The organism is Actinokineospora sp. UTMC 2448, assembly GCF_024760565.1.
GTDB lineage: Bacteria > Actinomycetota > Actinomycetes > Mycobacteriales > Pseudonocardiaceae > Actinokineospora > Actinokineospora fastidiosa.
Map to the genome: position 1 here is coordinate 4,707,319 of NZ_CP031087.1, position 19,425 is coordinate 4,726,743.

Genomic DNA, 19,425 nt, shown 5'->3' on the forward strand with positions numbered 1-19,425 from the left:
CCGATCACCATGCTGAGATTCGCTGTCCGCCGCCTGGCCGCGGGCCTCTTCCTCCTCTTCGTCGTCTCGTTCGTCTCGTTCGTGTTGTTGTCGGTTCCGAACCTCGACGTGGCGCGGCAGCTCCTCGGGCAGTCCGCGCCGCAGCACGCCGTGGACGCCAAGACCGCCGAACTCGGTCTCGACCAGCCGATCCTGGCCCGGTACGCCCAGTGGCTGGGGGACGCGCTCACCGGCGACCTGGGGACCTCGTGGTTCACCAGCGAGAACGTGCTGACGGCCATCGGCCACCGGCTGCCCGTCACGCTGAGCCTGATGCTCGGCGTCACCCTCGTCACCGCGGTGCTCGCCTTCCTCCTCGGGGTCTGGGCGGGCGTGCGGCGCGGAGCCGTCGACCGGATCGTGCAGGTGCTGGGTGTCGTCGGGTACGCGTTGCCCGGCTTCCTGGTCACCCTCGTCATCGTGCTGGTCTTCGCCGTGCAGCTGCGGTGGTTCCCGGCGATCGGGTACATCCCGCTGACGACCTCCGTCCCGGGGTGGCTGTCCACGGTGACCCTGCCGATCCTGTCCCTGTCCGTCGCGGCCGTGGCAGGCGTGTCCCAGCAGGTGCGGAGCTCGGTGATCGACGTCCTGCGCCAGGACTACGTCAGAACGCTGCGGGCGCGAGGGCTGCCACCCGGGCGGGTGCTGTTCCGCCACGTGCTGCGCAACGCGGCCGCGCCCGCGCTCACCGTGCTCGGCATGCAGTTCGTGGGCCTGCTCGGCGGCGCGGTGCTGGTCGAGCAGATCTTCGGCCTGCCGGGCATCGGCTCCATGACCGTCACCTACACCACGCGCGGCGACACCCCCGTCATCATGGGCCTGGTCATGACGACCGTCGTCTGCGTCGTCGTGATCAATCTGGGCGTCGACCTGCTCGTCGGCTGGCTCAACCCGAAGGCGAGGGCCGCATGAGCGAGGCGCTCACGTCCGACAACCACCTGCCCGCGGGCGCGGCGGCGCCCCGCCGCGCCAAGCCGGTCCGGCGGTTCCTGCGCAACCCGCAGGCCGTCATCTCCGCGCTCGTCCTCGGGGTGGTCGGCGGCGCGGTGCTGCTGGCGCCGCTGCTGTCCACCGACCCAGGCGCTGCGGAACTGAGCAAGGCGTTCGCCGGAGCGGAGCCGGGCCACCCGCTCGGGTTCGACTCCGCGGGGCGCGATGTCTGGTCCCGACTGCTCCACGGCGGCCGCAACACCCTCGGAGGCGCGCTCATCGCCCTCGCGGTCGCCCTGTCCATCGGAGTGCCCAGCGGCCTCGTCGCGGGCTACTACGGCAAGTGGTTCGACGCCGTGGCGAACTGGGCGGGCAACTTCGTCATGGCCCTGCCCGCCATGGTCGTGCTGCTCGCGTCGAGGGCCATCCTCGGTCCGACCATGTGGGTGCTCATGGTCGTCCTCGGCGTGCTCGTCGCGCCGAGCTTCTTCCGGCTCGTTCGCGGCATCGTCGCCACCGTCCGCGGCGAGCTCTACGTCGACGCCGCCCGCGTGTCCGGCCTGCGGGACCGCCGGATCATCGCCCGGCACGTCCTCATCGTGGTCCGTGCGCCGATCATCATCCAGATCGCCCTCGTCGCGGGCATCGCCATCAGCCTCCAGGCCGGACTGGAGTTCCTGGGCATCGGCAGCGGCGACCTGCCGACGTGGGGCGCCATGCTCAACGAGGCGTTCCAGAACGTGCAGCGTAGCCCCCTGTTCATGCTGTGGCCAGGACTGGCACTCGGCATCACCAGCGCCGCGCTCGTGCTGTTGGCGAGCGCGCTCCGCGACGTCCTGGAGGACGGGGGCACCACGCCCCCGCGCCCGCGAGCGGCCCGCCGCGCCCGGGTTTCCGCCCCCACGACGTCGGACAGCGCGGGCGCGCGGGCGGCGCTGCTGTCCGTGCGCGACCTCGCCGTGTCCTACGGCAGCGGCGCGTCCGCCGTCGACGTGGTGCGCGGGGTGGACATCGACGTCGCCGAGGGCGAGGTCGTCGGCCTCGTCGGTCAGTCGGGCTCCGGCAAGTCGCAGACGGCGTTCTCGGTCCTGGGCATCCTGCCCGAGGGCGGCCGGGTGTCGCGGGGCAGCATCCTGATCGCCGGGACGGAGGTGGTCGGGCTCCCCGAGAAGAGATACCGCGCGCTGCGGGGCGGCGTGGTCGCCTACGTGCCGCAGGAGCCGATGACCAACCTCGACCCGGCCTTCACGGTCGGCGGCCAGCTCGTGGAACCGATGCGGCTGCGGCTCGGGCTCTCGCGCAAGGCCGCGGCCGAGCGCGCGCTGGAACTGCTGCGCCAGGTGGAGATCGCCGACCCCCGGCGCGTCTTCGACGCCTACCCGCACGAGATCTCCGGCGGCATGGCGCAGCGGGTGCTCATCGCCGGGGCGATGAGCTGCGACCCGAAACTGCTGATCGCCGACGAGCCGACCACCGCGCTCGACGTCACCGTGCAGGCCGAGGTGCTCGAACTGCTCCGCCGCCTGCAGGCCGAGCGCGGCTTGGGCGTGCTGCTGGTGACGCACGACCTCGGTGTCGTCGCCGACCTCTGCGACCGCGTCGCGGTGATGAACGCCGGTCGCATCGTCGAGACCGGGAGGACCGCGCAGGTCCTCACGCGCCCGCAGGACCCCTACACCCGAACCCTGATCGAGGCCGTGCTCGACGACGCCCCCGCCAGGCCCGCCTGGGTCGCGCCCCGAGCCGCCGACAGCGCGGAGGTCCCGGCATGAGCGGCGTGTCGCCCGAGCCGCTGCCCGCCCCGGCAGCGCCCCCCGGACCGCGGATCCTCGACATCCGCGACCTGCGGGTGTCGTTCCCGGGGAAGGGGTGGCGCGCACCGCGCGTGGAGGTCCTGCACGGCGTCTCGCTCGACATCCGCCCCGGCGAGACCGTGGGCCTGGTGGGCGAGTCGGGTTCGGGCAAGACGACGATCGGACGGGCAGTCCTCGGGCTCGCCCCCGTGCACAGCGGAGCGGTGGAGTTCCGCGGTGAGCGCATCGACCGCGCCTCCGCCCGGCGCCGCCGCAGGCTCAGCCAGGACCTGCAGGTCATCTTCCAGGACCCGTTCGCCTCGCTGAACCCCTCCATCCCCGTCGGGGAGACACTCGCCGAGCCGCTGCACGCGCAGGGGGTCCCGGGACGCGACGCCCGGCGCAGGGTCCTCGGCCTGCTCGACCGCGTCGCCCTCCCCGCCGACGCGGCCCAGCGGCTGCCGCGCGAGTTCTCCGGCGGACAGCGGCAGCGCATCGCCATCGCCAGGGCGCTCGCGATCGGCCCCAAGCTCATCGTGTGCGACGAGCCGGTCTCCGCGCTGGACCTCACCACGCAGCGCACCGTGCTGGACCTGCTGCTGGAGATCCAGGAGCAGACCGGGGTCGCCTACCTGTTCGTCTCCCACGACCTGTCCGTGGTGCGGTACATGAGCCACCGGGTGAACGTGATCCACCGCGGTGTCATCGTCGAGTCCGGGGACGCCGACCAGGTCACCACCGCGCCCCGGCACCCCTACACCCAGCGCCTGCTGCTGTCCGCTCCCGTCGCCGACCCCGCCGCGCAGCGGGACCGGCGGGCCGCGCTGGACCGGCGGCGGGCCGAGGAGAACACGTGACCACGAACCTCCCCCTCGTGCCACTCCCGACACGAGCCGCGACCACGCGCCCGGGACGCGTCCGGCTCGGGACGCCTGACGCGGTGGCGATCGCCGTGCCGCCCGGCCTGGCCAGGGGCGTGACCGACTGGTTCGCGACCTGGGCGGAACGGCTGCACGGGCTCGACGTCCGGATGACCCCGCCCGGGGAGTCGCGAGCCGGCATCACGGTTGTCGTGGACGACCCCGACGCGCTGGGGCTGACGCACCTGCCCGGACCGGACGGGGTCGATCCCCGCGCGGCGCAGGCCGACGAGCGGTACCGGCTGACCGTCCGCCCCGACGGCGTGCTCGTCGAAGCCGCGGGCGACGAGGCCGCCTTCCGCGGCCTCACCACGCTGCTCCAGCTCGTCGACCCGGCGGGGACGGTTCCCGGCGTCGCGATCGAGGACGGTCCCGCCTACGCGTGGCGCGGTCTCTCGCTCGACGTCGCGCGCCGCTACTTCCCGCCCGAGGAGATCTGCTCCGTCATCGACCTCCTCGCCTGGCACAAGCTGGATGTCCTGCACCTGCACCTCACCGACTCGCAGGCGTGGCGCGTCGAGATCGCCCGCCGCCCCGGGCTCACCGGCGCCCGCCCCGGTGCGACCGCGGACTTCTACTCGCGGGCCGACCTCGACCGGATCATCGCGTACGCGGCGGAACGCTACGTCACGGTCGTCCCCGAGTTCGACATGCCCGGCCACGTGGTCGCCGCGTTCACCGCCTACCCCGAACTCGCGGGCGGCACCGAGCCGGTGCACCCGCACGTGCGCTATCTCGACCCCGATGTCCCCGAGGCCGCCGCCTTCGCCCACGACGTCCTCCACGAGCTCGTCGACCTGGCGCCGGGACCGTTCGTGCACCTGGGTGCCGACGAGCCGTTCGGCATGCCCGCGGCGGCGTACCTGCGGTTCGTCCGGGACGCGCACGCGCTGCTCCGCTCCCGCGGCAAGCGGGTCGTGGCCTGGCAGGAGGCGGTCCGAGCGGGCTGCCTGGACGGCGACGACGTGGTGCAGTACTGGATCGGCCCGGACAATCCCTTCGACGTCGGACGGCTCAAGGCGCGGGCACCGGCCGCGCTGCACCCCGTGATCGACGACGCGGCCCGGCTGTTCGCCCTCGCCCCGCAGGACGTGCCGACCGCGGCAGCGGCGGGCGTCCCGGTGCTGGTGTCCTCCAACACGATGCTCTACCTGGACCGCCCCTACGCGGACGCCGCCGACGAGGAATCGGGGCGACGACAGGGACGCGTCGGGCACGGTGACTACCTGCCGCACAGCCCCGAGCAGGCGTTCGCCTGGCACCCGAGCACCCTGCCGGAACTCACCGCACCCGCGGCCCGCGTCGCGGGCGTCGAGGCGGCGATCTGGTGCGAGACGGTCGACTCCTTCGACGACCTGGCGTTCCTGCTGTTACCGCGCCTCGCGGGCGCGGCGGAGAAGGCATGGACCCGACAGGCCACCGACTGGCCGGACCACCACTCCCGCCTCGCCGCCCATGCCGACGCGTGGAGCGCCATGGGGTTCCGAGCCGCCTACCGGCCAATGCCAACCCACCCACGCTAGGCGAAGCCCTCCGCGGCTGAGAGGCAAACGTCCTACTCCGCATGCCGGTACCCAGCCTGCGGACGGCTGGCTACCGGGCCGAGGAACGGCGAGGCGAGGGGCGGTTTCGGCGTGGCGACTGACCATACCCATCATCCCGTGCTCCCCACGACTCCGACGCGCGGCGTGTTCGCTCCCGGTTCGGTGAACGGTTCCGCTTGCCGCAGAAGAGGTACGGGCGGGCGCTCCTGGCCAGGTGGCGTGGCCGGGCTGCGCTCCAACGTGCTGGGCTTCGTGAGATCCCGCCGAACAGCGGGCCTTCCCTCGCCGATGTCGCCGAAACAACGCGCGCCTGCGACGATCCTACTGTTGCACGTGAACCAGGTCCTGACCACCGCTGTGATCATGACCTGTTCTGGTCGACCCGGCCGCCGCAGCCAGCGTCCACCGCGCCGCAGATGCACGTCATCGGGGTCGAGGTCGTCGGCGTACTCCTGCCGGAGAAAAAGCTCCTCCTCAGCGGCACCTGATGTCGGCAAGGGTGTCAGTCGCCGATGGTGAGATCGGGGGATCCTCGTCTCCATCGGGAAGGCCGGTTCTGGTATATGGGTCGCGGTTCTGGAGTCGGACCGATTGGGCGACCGACCGGTCCGGGCGTCGTACTGAGGATCACCGGTGGTCCTGATCAAGACCACCGGTGGCCGGATCCGCGCTCTGAAGGATCAGTGCGGACACCGTGGCGTCCCGCTGTCCGAGGGCAGTCTGCGGGAGGGAATGGGTGCAACGCTTGTAACGGTCGCACCGGTCACCTCGATCCTCATGGTCAACAGCGCGATGTCCGACATCTGGCTTGAGCGCTCCTCGTCTTTGGAGGCTGGCCATGCGTCTCTACTTCATCCGAGCGAGCATCGCCCTGTTGGTGACCGCAGCAGCACTCGTTTCGACCCCTCCTTCGGCCCTGGGTCAGGAGAACTGGTCGCCCGAGCTCGCCCTGCCAGGCGACTGGACGCTCGAAGACCAGAACCTCGACCTCGGCGTAGTTCAGGTGAGCAATCTTCGACAGTGCACCGTCCGGCAATCTGTATGGAGACTTGCCAACAGCAAGATCGCTGTGGGGGTGACCACCGGCGAGTGCGACGGAAGGGTTGCCGCAATCTGGCTCTCCCAGAAGTCCCGTGGTCAAGCCGCTAGGGCCGAAGAGCAGACAGTCCTGGCAGACGGGCCAGAATGGACTTTTGTTCGCACCGTCAGCTCCGGCGAAGCTTTCGGACGCATGTGGCCCCAGGGCCCACGCGCCTACTTGCTGGTGGTGCACTGCGATAAGTGGAGTCGTGAAGAATGCGCAGAGCGCAACCAGCAGTTGTCAGCCAGCCTCGCGAACTCAAGTTCCGGCAAGCCGGTCCGATCGCACATGGACGCCATCGCCATCGCCCTCCAAGTCAACCTTGTCCAGATGCCCTTCGCTGTCTGGTTTCTTGTGGCGGGTGTACCTACCATCCTCTTCTGGCTGTTCCGTGCTAGGTTCCGAATCCGTCACACTGATCCGGTCATCGACGTGCGCGAGCGCGCTGCGCGTCTTCGCTACCGATCCATCGCTTGGGGAACTGCCACCGGTCTGCAGCGACTCGTAGCGCTCAGCCTGTTGATCTACCTGTACTCAAAGATCGACGAGCAACAAGCGGTCTCGGCCGCAGGTGTGGGCATTTCGATGCTCGCGATTGCATTTTTTGAGGTCGTGCGCCGTCGTGTGGCGAGCGTCGACTTCATCGCACCAGTCGCATCTCGCATTATCCTCTCCCGTAGACCTCGGGTAGTCGCCGGACTCCTGGTTCGCATGGTCGCGCGCCTTCTCACGGTTTCGTTCGCTCTACTGTATCTCTTGGTGCTGCTCACAGGAATGGCGGGCGGAGTGGCTAACGAGAGGCTGTTGCTCGCAGGGGGCGCCATCGCTGAACGAGTGCAGGCAGGAAATGGCAATCTACTCGATCACGTTCGCCTCCTCATTTTAATGACGTCTGACGTACCGGACTTCTTCCTATTTGTTCTCGTACTCGTTGCGGGCGCGATGCTGCTTGCCGACCGGATCGGCCTGCGGCTTATCGTCAGAAGTGCCCAGCAGGCGATTCAGCGGGATATTCGACCACCGGTCATGTACCTTCGAAGCTTTGACGATGACAAACTGCGCCTCCGCGCGAGCAGGATGAGCAGGCGCGGACTCCTTGGTCGCCTCGCACCTCAGCGTGGACGTCGATTCGAGGAGGTCATCTCATGGCGGCTCGACAGGTTTGGGCCACTCATCGCGGTGAGTCATCCTTCGCATAAGCTTGCCCGACTCGGTGCCGCGAAGATGTGGATGGGAAGCGACTGGCTTTCACGAGTGCAAGCGTTCGCGGATACCGGCCTCGCCGTAGTCATCTCGGCCGCACCGAAGGAGATCACTCCCGGCTTGGCCAAAGAACTAGAGTTGGTCGCAGAGAAACTCTCTCACAGACGTATAGTGCTTATAATCCCTCCTCGCCGCAGGAAGCGAGACCTGATCGCATGCTGGCAACGTTTCGTCGAGGCAACTGAGCCCTATGACGTCTTCGACGGGCTGCGCCACGTTAATCCGAACCATGCGGCACAGGTCATTGTGCATGTCAAGGGAGAGGGTTGGCACGCTTGGGGAGCCCGTTCTAGATCAGAATGGACCTATGCAGTATCCGTGCAGTTGGCGATGGAGTATGCCACCGCACGGTGGTCGTCGGCAGATCCGATAGCTTCAACGTCAACCGGAAGTATCTGACCTTCTCGATGGCGTGATCGCACGGGTCCCTTATCGAATAGCGAGGACGTTCGTGATGCGTCAAGGGATAACCAACATTCAAGGTAGTTCCGCGCTATGGCTACTGTGGTCCGCGACACCCGTTCTGGTCGTCTCCGACGCATGACCAGGGCCATCATGGTGACGCTGGCCAGCGCGTAGACGAAGGCGGCGAGCGCCTTGCCCACCAGGACGGAATCCGGCCGCACGGGGGCAAAGCATCGTTATCGCTATGCCCCCGGGGTATCGCTGGCGAGCCTGGTCACAGCAGATCCGCGAGCCGGGACGCCGTCGCGACAAGCAGGCGGGTGCGCGCCGCGCCTCACCGCGCCGGGATGACCGCCACGGGGCATTCGGCGTGGTGCAGGACGCTCTGGGCGGTGCTGCCGATGACCACACCGCGGAGCGGGCTGTGGCCGCGGCTGCCGACGACCACCAGCTGCGCGTCGTCGGCGTGGTCGAGGAGGGCGCGGGCGGGGCGGTCCCGGACGACGACGCGCTCGACGGGAACCTCCGGGTACTTCTCGTTCCAGCCCGCCAGCCGCTCTGCCAGGACCGCGTGCTCCTGCTCGATGATCGCGTCCCAGCGGGCCAGGTAGGGCAGGGGCGCCCAGCTGCTCGCGTAGACGGTGTCCGTCCAGGCGTGGACGGCGCGCAGGCCGACGCCGTGGTGCGCGGCGTGGTCGAAGGCGAAGGCGAGGGCCGCGTCGCCCGCCGGGGAGCCGTCCACGCCCACCACGACCGGCCCCGGCTCGGGGGCGGTGCCGTGGATGACGACGACCGGGCTGTGGGAGTGGGTGGCCATCGTCAGCGTCAGCGAGCCTGCGAGGAGGCCGCGGAACCCGCCGAGGCCGCGGCTGCCCATGACGACGGCGTGCGCGCGCTCGGACGCCTCGACGACCACCTGCGACGGTGTGCCCATGCGCTGGTCGAGGATGGGGTCGACGCCGGGGGCGGCGGCGCGGGCGACGGCGGACGCGGTGGCGAGCACGTGGTCGCCGTGCTCGCTCATGGCCGTCACCCACCGGCTTTCCGGGTCGACGGCGGCGGGCAGCCGGGGCGGGGGCGGCGGGTAGGCGTGCAGCAGCCGCAGCGGCAGGCCGCGGGCCATGGCCTCGCGGGCCGCCCAGCGGACGGCGTCGAGGGCGGGTGCGGAGCCGTCGACAGGGGCGATGATCTGGAACATCAGCAAACCTTTCCGGATGTGCGCGGCAGCGCGGTGACAGGACTGCGGGACACGGGTCGGACCTCGACCACGGAGAACGTCGACGCGCGGAGGGTTGCGGGACCGGGCACCGACGCACCCGCCCCGGCCCCATCGAGGCCGGTTCCGCCGGACCGCGGTCCCGACACCGTCCAGGTTGGACACCGTCGTCGTCCCGGTCCGACACCACCAGACTCCCGAAATCCTCCGCTCGCGAAGAGGGCCGAACGTCCCGGCGGGACGGGACATCCGACGACAGCGCGCGAGCCGCGCACCCGGTGCGATGGGAGGAAGCCGAACAGGCGGCAAAGCGGCCCGTGCCACTTCCTCCTGAGTCGGTGGCCTTGCGAGAAACGCGAGCGAGTTGCTGGTCTCCCTGACGGGCACCGTCTCCCCGGCGGTCGCCATGTCGCCCCGATCAACAAGCTGCGCGCCAGGGCGCTGAAGCGAGCGCGCGACCGCCGTCCGCCAGCAGGCGGAGCAGTGGGGACTGTCCGGTGCGGCGGTGGGGTCTTCGACACGAGTGTCTACCTCACCCACCCGCAGTAGCTGGAGGAACTCGACGTCGCCGCGGTCAGCGAGCTCGAACCGGGGAACGGGCGGGACGTTCTGCTGGTCGACAAGGCCCGGTGGCGGGCCGCCTATACGACCGCATTCCCGCACAAAGTTCTCCACTCCGGTCCGCAACGCCCCGCAGTCCTACGTCCGGATCAGCACCACCGCGGCGGCCAGGTCTCCATCACGCTGCTGCCCGACCCACCAGGGCACACCCGGCTCCCGATCAGCGACGACGAGATCGTGGCCGCGCCATCGCAGTGGGCGCCCTAGCCCGTCGCGCTCGCCAGCGCGGCCGGCTGAACGCGTCGGACGGTCCTTGTGGCTGATCGCAAGGCCCGCTGCCTTCGGGGAGCCGATCCCGCCCGCCACCACGCTTGCGGCAGATGGAATCGGTAACGACATCCGGCTCGCCTCGGCCACCCCTATGGGAGCGCGCGATGCCGAACTTGTGCACGTCTGGCAGGCCATCCCCGGTACCGCCGGTTCGACGCGTGACGGTGCCCGGGCGGCACCGTCAGCCCGTTCGCCGGTCCCGCGCCACTCCGGTCCCGGTGTCAGCGATCCGCCCTACCCTTTGCCGCGGGCTGGGCACCGTGGCCGCGGTGCCCGACAGGAGTTCACTGGAGGCGTCAGTGCGCAGCTTCATGGCAGGTCTCGCCGCACTCGTGCTTATGGTCACCGCGACCCCACCTGCGGTGGGAACCGCTGGGGTGCTCACCACCCAGTCACCCGTCGCGGCCGGGCTCGACCGGCTCGACCAGACGGTGTTCCCGCTGAGCAACTCCTACAGCTACACCTCCACGGGCACCGGCGTGAACGTCTACGTCATCGACTCCGGCCTCCGGACCACCCACCAGGAGTTCAGCGGCCGAGCGTTCAACGGCTGGGACTGCGTGGACAACGACCCCATCGCCCAGGACCCCTACGGCCTCGGCACCCACATGGCCGCCATCGTCGCCGGAACCACCCACGGCGTGGCGAAGAACGCCACCGTCTGGGGCCTGCGCTTCAGCGGCGCGGCCACCCCACTGCCCTGCCTGTCTTGGGTCCAGGCCAACGCCGTCGCGCCCGCCGTGGTCCTGTACCCGCGGGCGGGATACGCCGACACCACGATCGACGCCGCGGTCGACCAGCTCATCGCCGCAGGCATCACCGTGGTGGTAGGCGCAGGCAACAGCAACGCCGACGCCGCCGCCTACTCCCCCGCCCGAGTTCCCGGCGCCATCACCGTCGGCGCCCTCACCGCCACCGCCGACACCCGCGCCCCCTTCTCCAACCACGGCGCGAGCGTCGACGTCTACGCCGCAGGTATGGGCGTACTCTCGGCGTTCACCTCCAGCGACGCCTCGGCTGCGACCCTGAACGGCACCGGCCAGGCCAGCGCCTACGCGGCGGGCGCCGCCGCCCGCTACCTCCAACAGTTCCCCACAGCCACCCCCGCCCAGGTCCACGCCGCCATCGTCGGCATGGCAACCCCCACCGACTGGGGCGGCAGAGTCCTGCACCTCCCGCCCTGGCTGTAACCCCCGAGGGCGCACGTCCGGCCGGTGCCAGGCAGCGTCTGAGGCCCAGCCTGCCGAACGGGTCCACGCACTGCTCAGCCGAATCACCACCGCTCTTCTCCTACCAGCGACGTGAGCATGGTCGGCACAGGGCCGCGGTCGGAGCACGGGCCGCGTGTGTTGTCAGCCGTGGCTTGGGCTTCCCCAGGCAGAATCGTCGTGGGCGAGGGCAGGTGGGCTGTCGAGATCGCGTAGAGGTGACCATTCCTGCCATCGGACGCAGGTCGGCCGGGTGCCGGTGTGGGCATACTCGTGCACGGCGGCTCTGATGTCGGCGATGGACAGTTCGGAGTCGGGCGGGAACTCCATCACGTTCCACTGGTGGTCGTAAGTCAGGGCCGTGGCGTCGCTGTCGGTCGCCGGATTGGGACTGCGGCTGTAGAGGCCGGCGTCGGGGCCGACGTAGTGCAGGGTTCCGACGGTGCCGTTGAGCCCGGCGTAGAGACCGTCGGTGTCGTCGTCCTCGCGGGTGATCTCGGCGACGACGCCGACGTTGCCAGCCAGGGTGGCGATGTGGTCGAGTGCGGCGTCGATCTCGGCCGGGGTGGCGGCGATGTGGTCGTCTTCCTGGTCGGGGGCGTACCAGAAGATCAGGGGTGTCAGGTCGGGTCTCCGGTGAAGGTGTGACGGGTCCTCGGTGACCACCGTAATGGAGCACCCGGGTGGGAGCAGGCGGGGCAAGTAGGTGCGGCAGGACATGCGGCCGGGACAGACCTCGTGATTGATCACGAGGGTGACCTGGGGTTCCTCGCCCGTGGTCTCCCAATGCTGGCGGATCAACGCTGCGAGCTTGGCCTCGGCGTGCGTGCGGATCACGGGACACGCGAGCCGAGTCGAGCCAGATAGCGCGCGGCCAGGTCGGCGGTGTCGTCCTCACCGCTGACGATCGTCTCGCCGGGTGGTCGTCGATAAACCACCGACCATGTGTCTTGCGCCCGGTGCCGAGCCCGTCCAACGGCGGGGGAAGCTCGCCCCGCAGCTGCTCGACCGACCGGTCGCCAGGGCCGACGGCCGAGGCCGCGGGCCCGCGGGCGGCCGCTGCGGAGAAGTCCCGGTCGAGGTTGTGGGAACCGTGATGTCGGCCAGGTACTTGGCCATCGCCTGGCCTGCTGCGTCGACCTGAGCGAGAACTTCGCCGATACGCCGCAGCGCTTCGGATTGCGCGGCGACAGCCTGACCGGCTTCGGATCGCTGGGTGCCTCGCGTGCTGTGCTGTACGAGCGCCCGGGCCTCGTCGAACAGGGCCGCCGCAGCGGTCAGCGACGCCTTCCCCGCGTCAATGCGGCCGAGCCCCTCGCGCATCGCGGCGGCGACTTCGACTAGAGACACCGGCCCATCGTGGCCGTGGAAAGCAAGGGTTCAGGAGGCCCTTGGGATCGGAGGAAAGAGGATTAACTCGTTCGGTCGACCCGTGGACTTCACAGCTGACCTCGTGCACACAATGACCCTCCAGGGCATCTCTCGCACTCGGCCAGCGGGATCGACGTGTGCGGCCCGCTGGGCGCTGCGGCGCTGATGCCGCCAGCCACGTTCCACCCGTAGAGACCAGGAATCGCAGGCCACCAGGGACCTACGCGCCGAACTCCGCGGACGCCACCCCGACCTCCCGGAACCGCACCAGGTTCCTCAAGACACCATCGCCACACGGCGCATCGGGTGCAGCGAGATCCGCACTACGCTCCCCGACGAGGACCATGACCGATGGCACGGCCACGCCGAACAACCAGGGCCCTGCGATGCTGAGCCGCGCCCACACCGAGGACATGGTGACCGGCGACTCGATCGACTCGAAGTGGCGACCACACCATCTCGGCTCGTGTACGACGACCGAGAACCAGACGGACCACTTCACTACCGCCGCGACGGCCTCGGCGCCAGAATCGGCGTCTTGCCCGCCACCTGCAAGGTCGACGTCCACCCAGTCAGCAGAACCGGCTATCGCGCCGTCGAACGCAACGGGATCGTCTACCTGTCCTGCACCGCATGCGCCGAAGACCTCGACCCCGACCACATCTGGGCCCTACGCGCGACGGCCAGGCACCCACCCGCATGGAGCTGGACGACGCGCCGTACCTCACCATGCCCCGCAACATGGTCCAACCCGACCGCCCGCTGACCTGACCCCTCCCGGTGGAGGAAAGCGTGTCAGACGGTGTGCTACCCACGTTCCTCGGGCGTGCCCGCGGGGTCAGAGCGACGGCCAATCCGTGTTGCCGTTCCGGCTGCTGTTGACCATGACCAAAGCCCCGGGCACCGTGGCCGAACCGATCAGGAGGTGGGCTGGCAAGTGACCGACATGAGCGAGTGGCCGATCGTGGTGACCAACCGCTGTGCCGATGCCTGCGCGGAGGCATTCGGACTCGCCGGACGCGACCAAGCTCGCGCCTGGCTGAGCGACCTCGTCGCCAACAACGGCGAGATCACCGACCGCCTACCCACGCCGGTCGCGGGCCGCCGCCGCCCCTCCGGGCACTTCGTCCTGGTCGAGAACGTGCTCATCCTGCCCTTGGCCCACGATCGCGACGGCAGCGGCACACTGTCCTGGCGCAAACCACGCTGGGCACGACCCTACCCAGACGCGAAGTGGTGGATCGTGTTCGACAACGCCATCACCGCACGAATCCACCGAACATCTCCGCGGCAAGCCTTCGATCACCGGCCGAATTCGAGCCATCTCCCTCCGGAGTCACCGTACAAGAAAACCACATCAAACGAACTTCCACCATCCGATCCGGCAAGCCCTGCTAGCCAAATTCCGTTCTCTGCCGAATCAAAGGAAGCAAACTCCCGTAAATGGTCACCAAAGAGGATTGCCCGCCCTCCATGGCGCGAGATGGCGGGGCGATCATGCTAATCTCTGCTTCTACGTCAGAGAATTCAAGGCATTCCGAGCGAGGGCTCGAACTTCCTCCCAGCGATTATCCGTAGCCAAAGCCTCCACTGCCCAAACGTCCTGATGGCCATCGCCGCTCGTCGCGGCAAGAGCTGCATCAATTGGGCCGAACTGTTCTCGCGCGTTGGCAGGGAGCCATCCATTCGATATGAACGCGGACAACAACAGGTAGCCTTCGTCGAACTCATGGGCGAGTTCATCGACAACCGCTGGCTCGCCAGGGAGCCCCAGGGACGCCAGCCATGCACGTTGATGCGGAGCGTCCAGCGCGAGGATAGCCACGGCTCTCAAGAAGGCCACTAGAGTGCGAACATGTGGTTCGGTCATTGCGGGAACCTTACAGTACCAACCTGCCCATTCGACACCTTCCAGTACGGCGCACCGTCATAGTGGCGCGTCGAGCCTGGGTGCCATTGAATGTAGCGACCGGTGTAGTCGGTGCCAGCGGCGTTCATTTCCCGGAAGGTCCAGCCGCTGCCTGGCATTCCTTCCCTTGTTCATAGTCCCGATCACCCAGTTCGGGGTGTTCCCGATCAATTTCTCCACCTGGGCGGGCGTCATGCCTGCCAGCAGTTTCGGACTGGTCATCACGTCATCGACTGTAAGCTTGAGGGCAGCTTTGACGGATGCTCCACGCCCACCAGCAGTCAGGCCCGCAGCGCCGATGACGACAAACAGGGCGTCCCATCCGTCCGCCGGTTCGTTGCCGATGGTGTATGACCATTCGCAGCACCCGGGATTGGCGTTGCCACTGGTGCATATATAGGTGGCCCAGTTGAGGACGGCTTGGTCGTACGTCTCTCCTGGGGCTATCATTGTCGGGGCGCCGAAGATGGGACCCTTCTGCATCTCGTCGTCGGTCGGGAGGCGGTGTCCGTGGATTATGGGTTGATTGGTTCCGTCACCGGCGCCCGTCCGTCACTCGTGAAGAAGTTGTTCCTCCGGGCTTACTGCCGGGTATTCCTTGACAGTGTTGTTGCTGTCTTCGAAGGCCGCCGTCGGGTCCGCACATTCCGGTGTAGCAGTGGCCGTCGAGTTCGATGCCGATGATGGGGTTGCCGCCGGTGAAGGCGTAGCGGTTGCCGGTCCAGGGGTTGCTGCTGAGGTTGAGGTCTTTGAGGGCGCCGTTGTAGGTGTCGCGGACGGTGAAGCGGTTGATGGCGGGTTGGTAGTCGCGGAAGCCCATGTCGTAGCTGCCGCTGGCGGGGTCGAAGCGTTTGCCGTTGTAGCGGTAGAAGTTGAAGGGGTCCTTGCCGGGTTGCTGCGGGTCGGGCTTGTCGACGCCGGTGAAGGACTCTTCGTCGTTGGAGCCGTAGGCGGTGTAGCCGTAGGTGGCTCGGGTGTCGCCGGTGTCGGTGGTGAGGGTTTCGACGTCGGTGTGGGGGTTGTAGCCGTAGTGGGAGTCCTCGGCGACCTCGGGCCGGTGCCGTCGGTGTCCTTCTTCAGTTGGGTTAGCCTGCGGCCGAAGGCGTCGTACTGATAGGTGCGCTGGAGTTGGCCGCCGATCTCCTCGGCGATGACCTGGTCGGCGAGGCCGAGGTAGGCGAAGTCGGTGGTCTCGCCGTCGGCGGTCTTGGAGGCGGTGCGGTCGAGGGGGTCGGACCCGATCCGGGAGCGCGTGTCGCTGTCTCTCGGGACGCTGTAGGGGCCTGCGGCCAGGGTCGCTATTTCGCCCCAGGGTGCGTAGGGCGGCCGTCCTTCGGGCCGAACACTGCGATGGCCTCGGCGTCGGTGGCGCGGGCGTGGAGGTAGTAGTCGGCCCATTCCTCGATGTCGTCGTAGTCGCAGTCGCGGGTGATGGTTGCGATGGCCTGGTCGATGTCGAACCGGGTGCGCCGGAGGTCTACGCCGGGGCCGAGCAGTGCCCAGTGGGCGCTTGGGCGTCCGTAGGGCATCCCGACGCTGCCGGGGTTGATCACGAGCCTGCCGTGGGCGAGGCGTACGAAGGGCATGTGGGTGTTGCCGCAGACGATGGTGTCCACGGCCTCGTCGACACCATCGAGGATCTCGGACCAGCGGTCGAGGCTGGAGTCGACCAGGACGATCTCGTCGTCGTCGCGGGGGGTGGCGTGGCAAAACAGCACCTCGCCCAGCCCGGTGATCGGGAACCGCAGGGTGCGGGGCAGCGTTTCCAGGAAATCGATCTGGTCGTCGCGCAGTTGGTGTGCTGCCCATGGCCCGATCGGGTCCGGGATGGAGTCACGCCTACCTCGGCGGAACTCGACGAGTTCCCGGTCGGCGTTGCCGCTGATCCACGCGACGCGGTCGCCGAGTTCGGCGAGCATGTCGAGCACGACACCGGGCTGTGGGCCCGCCGTCATGTCACCGGTCAGGACGATCTTGTCGGCCGTGGCGACCGCGGGCTCGGCCAGGACGGCGGCCAGTGCCGGGACGACCCCGTGGATGTCGGACAGCACGGCTACACGCGTTGCCATTGGGCCATTCTGGCGTAGGGCGTCGACCGAAGCCGGAGGGCACGGCCATATGGAAGTACCTCGGGCAGGGGCCGTGACAGGCGCGGAGACGACCATGGCGGTGCCGCGCCTGCGGTCGAATCACAGCGCGACGGCGGTGGTGGCGGCCAGGCCACTTGACCGACGAAGGTGCCGCTCGGCCCGGCCCCGGTAGTGCTGGTCCATTCGCCGGTACGGCTTGGGTGCTACCCGACCGGTAGCGGCGATGCCAGACACGCAGCGTGGACTGGTCGATCCGCAACCGGCATTACGAGGGTCACCCACGCCCAATAAACCTCGTCAGGCATTTGCTCCGATCGTGGTGGAGGTCAGGGCAGTCGGTAGCGGGACCTAATGCCGGTCATCGGCGCGTGGGGTTGCCTTTGCTCCGCCGGAAGCCCGGGGAGCGGCGGAGTCGGGCGTGTCGAGCGATTCGATGTAGTGCAGTGCGATCCCGGCCGCGTGCTGCATCGCGGCGCGGGTCCGCTCGGGCGGTTCGCCGAGTTGGAGGCTGGCGACGGCGGCGGCGCTGATGGCGCCCGTCAGCGCGCCGACGACACCTGCCGCGGTGATCTCGTCGAGCGTGTCCGGGTACGCCCTGCGCAGCGCCGCGGCGATTCGGGTCTGCGCGGTGAACATGGTGTGCAGCACGCGGGCCTGAACGGCGGGCGTGGTGACCACCAGCCGGGCGCGGAGCGCCGCCAGCCCGTTCGGCAGGTCACCGCCTGCGGTGTTGGCGATCATGCTCTTCGTCGCCTCGGCCAGCACCTCGCGCATCGGCGCGTCGGGTCGCCGTCCCTCGATGGCCCGCACGGCCAGGTTGATCCTGGTGCTGCCGTCGGCAAGCAGCACGTCCTCCTTGGTGGCGAAGTGCAGGAAGAAGGTGCGCTTGCTGACGTCGGCGGCTTCCGCGATGTCAGCCACGCTCGTCTGGTCGTAGCCCTGTTCGGTGAACAGGCGGACGGCCGCGTTGACCAGCGCCTGCCGAGTGAGCTGCTTCTTGCGTTCACGACGTCCGACTTCGCCTGACACAGGGCGAGCATAGTGCACCACGAACATCAATGCACTCAGTAAATGACTATACTGAGTGCATCAATGCTCGACCGGAGGACGTTGAGCGCGGAGAGAGGTGTCGCGATGGACGGGTTGACCGGACGGACGGTGCTGGTGACCGGTGCCGGACGAGGGATCGGACGGGCGGAGGCGCTGTACCTGGCGGCCTGCGGCGCGAACGTGGTCGTGAACGACCCGGGCGTGGAGATCGACGGGCGTGGGGGTGACGAGAGCGTCGCCGCCGCTGTGGTCGACGAGATCCGCGCGCGAGGCGGGCGGGCGGTGGCCGACACCGGCAGCGTCGCCGAGTGGGCGGACGCCCGACGCATGGTGGAGCTGGCCGTCGCGGAGTTCGGCGATCTGCACGCGGTGGTCAACAACGCCACCATCGAGGTCAACAAAGGGCTCGAACGGCTGACCGAAGCGGAGTTCGACGACGTCGTGGCGGTCAAGCTGAAAGGGACCTTCGCGGTGAGCCGCTGGGCCGCGGCGTACTGGCGCGGGCGGGTGGACGAAGGAGTGCGCACCGACCGCGCGATCGTCAACACCGCCTCGGGCTCCGGTCTGCTCAATCCCCTGCCCACGCAAACGAACTACGCGGCGGCGAACGCCGGAGTCGCGGCGATGACCACCGTGCACGCGCTGGAACTGCGGCAAATGGGGGTCCGGGTGAACTGCGTCAGCCCATCGATGGTGCGCACCCGGCTGACCGACCCGGTGCCGGGCATGGACCGGACACCGCCAGCCGGGGAACTGGACCCGAAGGACCCTGCCGTGGTGGCCCCGCTCGTCGCGTACCTGGTCAGCGAGGGCTGTGCGCTGACCGGACAGGTGCTGTCGGTGCGCGGCGGCTCGATCGCGGTCAACCACGGCTGGACGAGCGGTGCGCAGATCGACAAGGACGGCGAACTCTGGACGGTTCCCGAACTCGCGGACAACCTGGCGGCGCTGCCGCTGGAGGACCCGTTCGACCGGCTGGCGACCGCACTCGGCGCCGCCTTGGGCGTCCGGGGCCGCGACGAGTTCGAGGCGATGGTCAACGCCCAACTCGACAAGAGCTGAGCGGATCCGGCCGCCGGCCCGAGCGCGTGATGTCGAAGGGATGGCCGAGCAGACGATCATCTGCGCCGACGCCCGACGTGCCCCTCCGCTGACATCGTCCGGTCGACGCGGTCGCTGCCATCCCTACATGCCGAGAGAGGGCTGGCCCCGCAGCCCCAGAGACCAGCTAACTAAATTTGGCTAGTTGGCCGTCCGGGTGGTAGCGTCCCGGTAACCAAATTTGGTTAGTCAGAGGAGGTTGGTATGCCGTCGGTGACGCCCTACGTGATGGTGGACAGCGCGAACACCTACGCCGAGTTCCTGAGGAACGCGTTCGAAGCGGAGGTGAGCAACGTCCTGCCCCTGCCTGCCGATCCGGAGCGGGTGATGCACGCGGAGGCACGGATCGGCGACAGCGTCGTGTTCTTCGCCGACTCCGGAGCACACGGTGAGCGGTGCCTCAGCTCACCGTCCGAACCGGTCCACGTGCAACTGTGGGCCACGCTGCCCGATCCCGACACCGCCTTCACCCGCGCGGTCTCCGCCGGAGCCACGCCTGCCATGGAGATCACGGCGCAGGGCGACGGCAGCCGGATGGGCGGGGTCGTCGACCCGTTCGGCACACTCTGGTGGCTCAGCTCCAGGCAGCCTGCTGCCTGAGCGCGGAACCAGGA

Annotated in this window: 17 protein-coding genes and 1 pseudogene; 10 read left to right on the forward strand and 8 right to left on the reverse strand. The window is 68.9% G+C overall.

The window, feature by feature from the left end:
* Nucleotides 1–9 precede the first annotated feature (9 nt).
* The 6 genes and pseudogenes from Actkin_RS21450 (at nt 10) to Actkin_RS21470 (ending at nt 7,969) form a co-directional block, all read left to right on the forward strand.
* The gene (locus Actkin_RS21450) at nt 10–951 is read left to right on the forward strand and encodes an ABC transporter permease (protein WP_258903995.1); all 942 of its coding nucleotides are present in this window, start codon (nt 10–12) and stop codon (nt 949–951) included.
* Complete coding sequence (locus tag Actkin_RS21455) at nt 948–2,741, forward strand: dipeptide/oligopeptide/nickel ABC transporter permease/ATP-binding protein (RefSeq protein ID WP_258903996.1); 1,794 nt, start codon at nt 948–950, stop codon at nt 2,739–2,741. The genes Actkin_RS21450 and Actkin_RS21455 overlap by 4 nt, the downstream gene beginning before the upstream one ends.
* The gene (locus Actkin_RS21460; protein WP_258903997.1) at nt 2,738–3,619 is read left to right on the forward strand and encodes an ABC transporter ATP-binding protein; all 882 of its coding nucleotides are present in this window, start codon (nt 2,738–2,740) and stop codon (nt 3,617–3,619) included. The genes Actkin_RS21455 and Actkin_RS21460 overlap by 4 nt, the downstream gene beginning before the upstream one ends.
* Nucleotides 3,620–3,636: 17 nt before the next feature.
* Nucleotides 3,637–5,205, forward strand: coding sequence for a family 20 glycosylhydrolase (locus Actkin_RS21465; protein WP_258907967.1), 1,569 nt, complete (start codon nt 3,637–3,639; stop codon nt 5,203–5,205).
* A gap of 654 nt (nt 5,206–5,859) precedes the next feature.
* Nucleotides 5,860–5,940 (forward strand): annotated as a pseudogene (locus Actkin_RS32775) (Rieske 2Fe-2S domain-containing protein); the annotation flags it as partial.
* Between the two features lie 124 nt (nt 5,941–6,064).
* Nucleotides 6,065–7,969 (forward strand): hypothetical protein, encoded by a 1,905-nt coding sequence (locus tag Actkin_RS21470; protein WP_258903998.1) that lies wholly within the window; start codon nt 6,065–6,067, stop codon nt 7,967–7,969.
* A gap of 340 nt (nt 7,970–8,309) precedes the next feature.
* On the opposite strand, the gene Actkin_RS21475 is transcribed toward Actkin_RS21470, so the two are convergent.
* Complete coding sequence (locus Actkin_RS21475; protein WP_258903999.1) at nt 8,310–9,173, reverse strand: universal stress protein; 864 nt, start codon at nt 9,171–9,173, stop codon at nt 8,310–8,312.
* A 1,271-nt stretch (nt 9,174–10,444) separates the two neighbouring features.
* Here Actkin_RS21475 and Actkin_RS21480 point away from each other — a divergent pair.
* Complete coding sequence (locus Actkin_RS21480; protein ID WP_258904001.1) at nt 10,445–11,272, forward strand: S8 family peptidase; 828 nt, start codon at nt 10,445–10,447, stop codon at nt 11,270–11,272.
* Between the two features lie 162 nt (nt 11,273–11,434).
* Here the strand turns inward: Actkin_RS21480 and Actkin_RS21485 are convergent, their stop codons facing one another.
* On the reverse strand, nt 11,435–12,127 hold the full coding sequence (locus Actkin_RS21485; RefSeq protein ID WP_258904002.1) for an Imm1 family immunity protein: 693 nt from the start codon (nt 12,125–12,127) through the stop codon (nt 11,435–11,437).
* Nucleotides 12,128–12,881: 754 nt separating this feature from the next.
* Nucleotides 12,882–13,322: a hypothetical protein gene (locus tag Actkin_RS21490; RefSeq protein ID WP_258904003.1), complete on the reverse strand. Its 441-nt coding sequence runs from the start codon at nt 13,320–13,322 to the stop codon at nt 12,882–12,884.
* Between the two features lie 276 nt (nt 13,323–13,598).
* Between Actkin_RS21490 and Actkin_RS21495 the strand changes: the two genes are divergently transcribed.
* Nucleotides 13,599–14,165 (forward strand): hypothetical protein, encoded by a 567-nt coding sequence (locus tag Actkin_RS21495; protein ID WP_258904004.1) that lies wholly within the window; start codon nt 13,599–13,601, stop codon nt 14,163–14,165.
* 9 nt (nt 14,166–14,174) lie between these two features.
* Here the strand turns inward: Actkin_RS21495 and Actkin_RS21500 are convergent, their stop codons facing one another.
* From Actkin_RS21500 to Actkin_RS21520, 5 genes are all read right to left on the reverse strand, one after another.
* On the reverse strand, nt 14,175–14,531 hold the full coding sequence (locus Actkin_RS21500) for a hypothetical protein (RefSeq protein ID WP_258904005.1): 357 nt from the start codon (nt 14,529–14,531) through the stop codon (nt 14,175–14,177).
* Between the two features lie 57 nt (nt 14,532–14,588).
* The gene (locus Actkin_RS21505; RefSeq protein ID WP_258904006.1) at nt 14,589–15,053 is read right to left on the reverse strand and encodes a hypothetical protein; all 465 of its coding nucleotides are present in this window, start codon (nt 15,051–15,053) and stop codon (nt 14,589–14,591) included.
* 52 nt (nt 15,054–15,105) lie between these two features.
* Nucleotides 15,106–15,882, reverse strand: coding sequence for an RHS repeat-associated core domain-containing protein (locus tag Actkin_RS32780; protein ID WP_396123002.1), 777 nt, complete (start codon nt 15,880–15,882; stop codon nt 15,106–15,108).
* A complete protein-coding gene (locus Actkin_RS21515) occupies nt 15,869–16,639 on the reverse strand; it encodes a metallophosphoesterase family protein (RefSeq protein WP_258904008.1) in 771 nt (256 codons plus the stop codon). The genes Actkin_RS32780 and Actkin_RS21515 overlap by 14 nt, the downstream gene beginning before the upstream one ends.
* Nucleotides 16,640–17,008: 369 nt before the next feature.
* Nucleotides 17,009–17,716: a TetR/AcrR family transcriptional regulator gene (locus tag Actkin_RS21520; protein ID WP_258904009.1), complete on the reverse strand. Its 708-nt coding sequence runs from the start codon at nt 17,714–17,716 to the stop codon at nt 17,009–17,011.
* A gap of 78 nt (nt 17,717–17,794) precedes the next feature.
* Between Actkin_RS21520 and Actkin_RS21525 the strand changes: the two genes are divergently transcribed.
* Together Actkin_RS21525 and Actkin_RS21530 are read left to right on the forward strand one after the other, a co-directional pair.
* A complete protein-coding gene (locus Actkin_RS21525) occupies nt 17,795–18,772 on the forward strand; it encodes an SDR family NAD(P)-dependent oxidoreductase (protein ID WP_258904010.1) in 978 nt (325 codons plus the stop codon).
* Between the two features lie 243 nt (nt 18,773–19,015).
* Nucleotides 19,016–19,411: a VOC family protein gene (locus Actkin_RS21530; protein WP_258904011.1), complete on the forward strand. Its 396-nt coding sequence runs from the start codon at nt 19,016–19,018 to the stop codon at nt 19,409–19,411.
* Nucleotides 19,412–19,425: the final 14 nt, after the last annotated feature.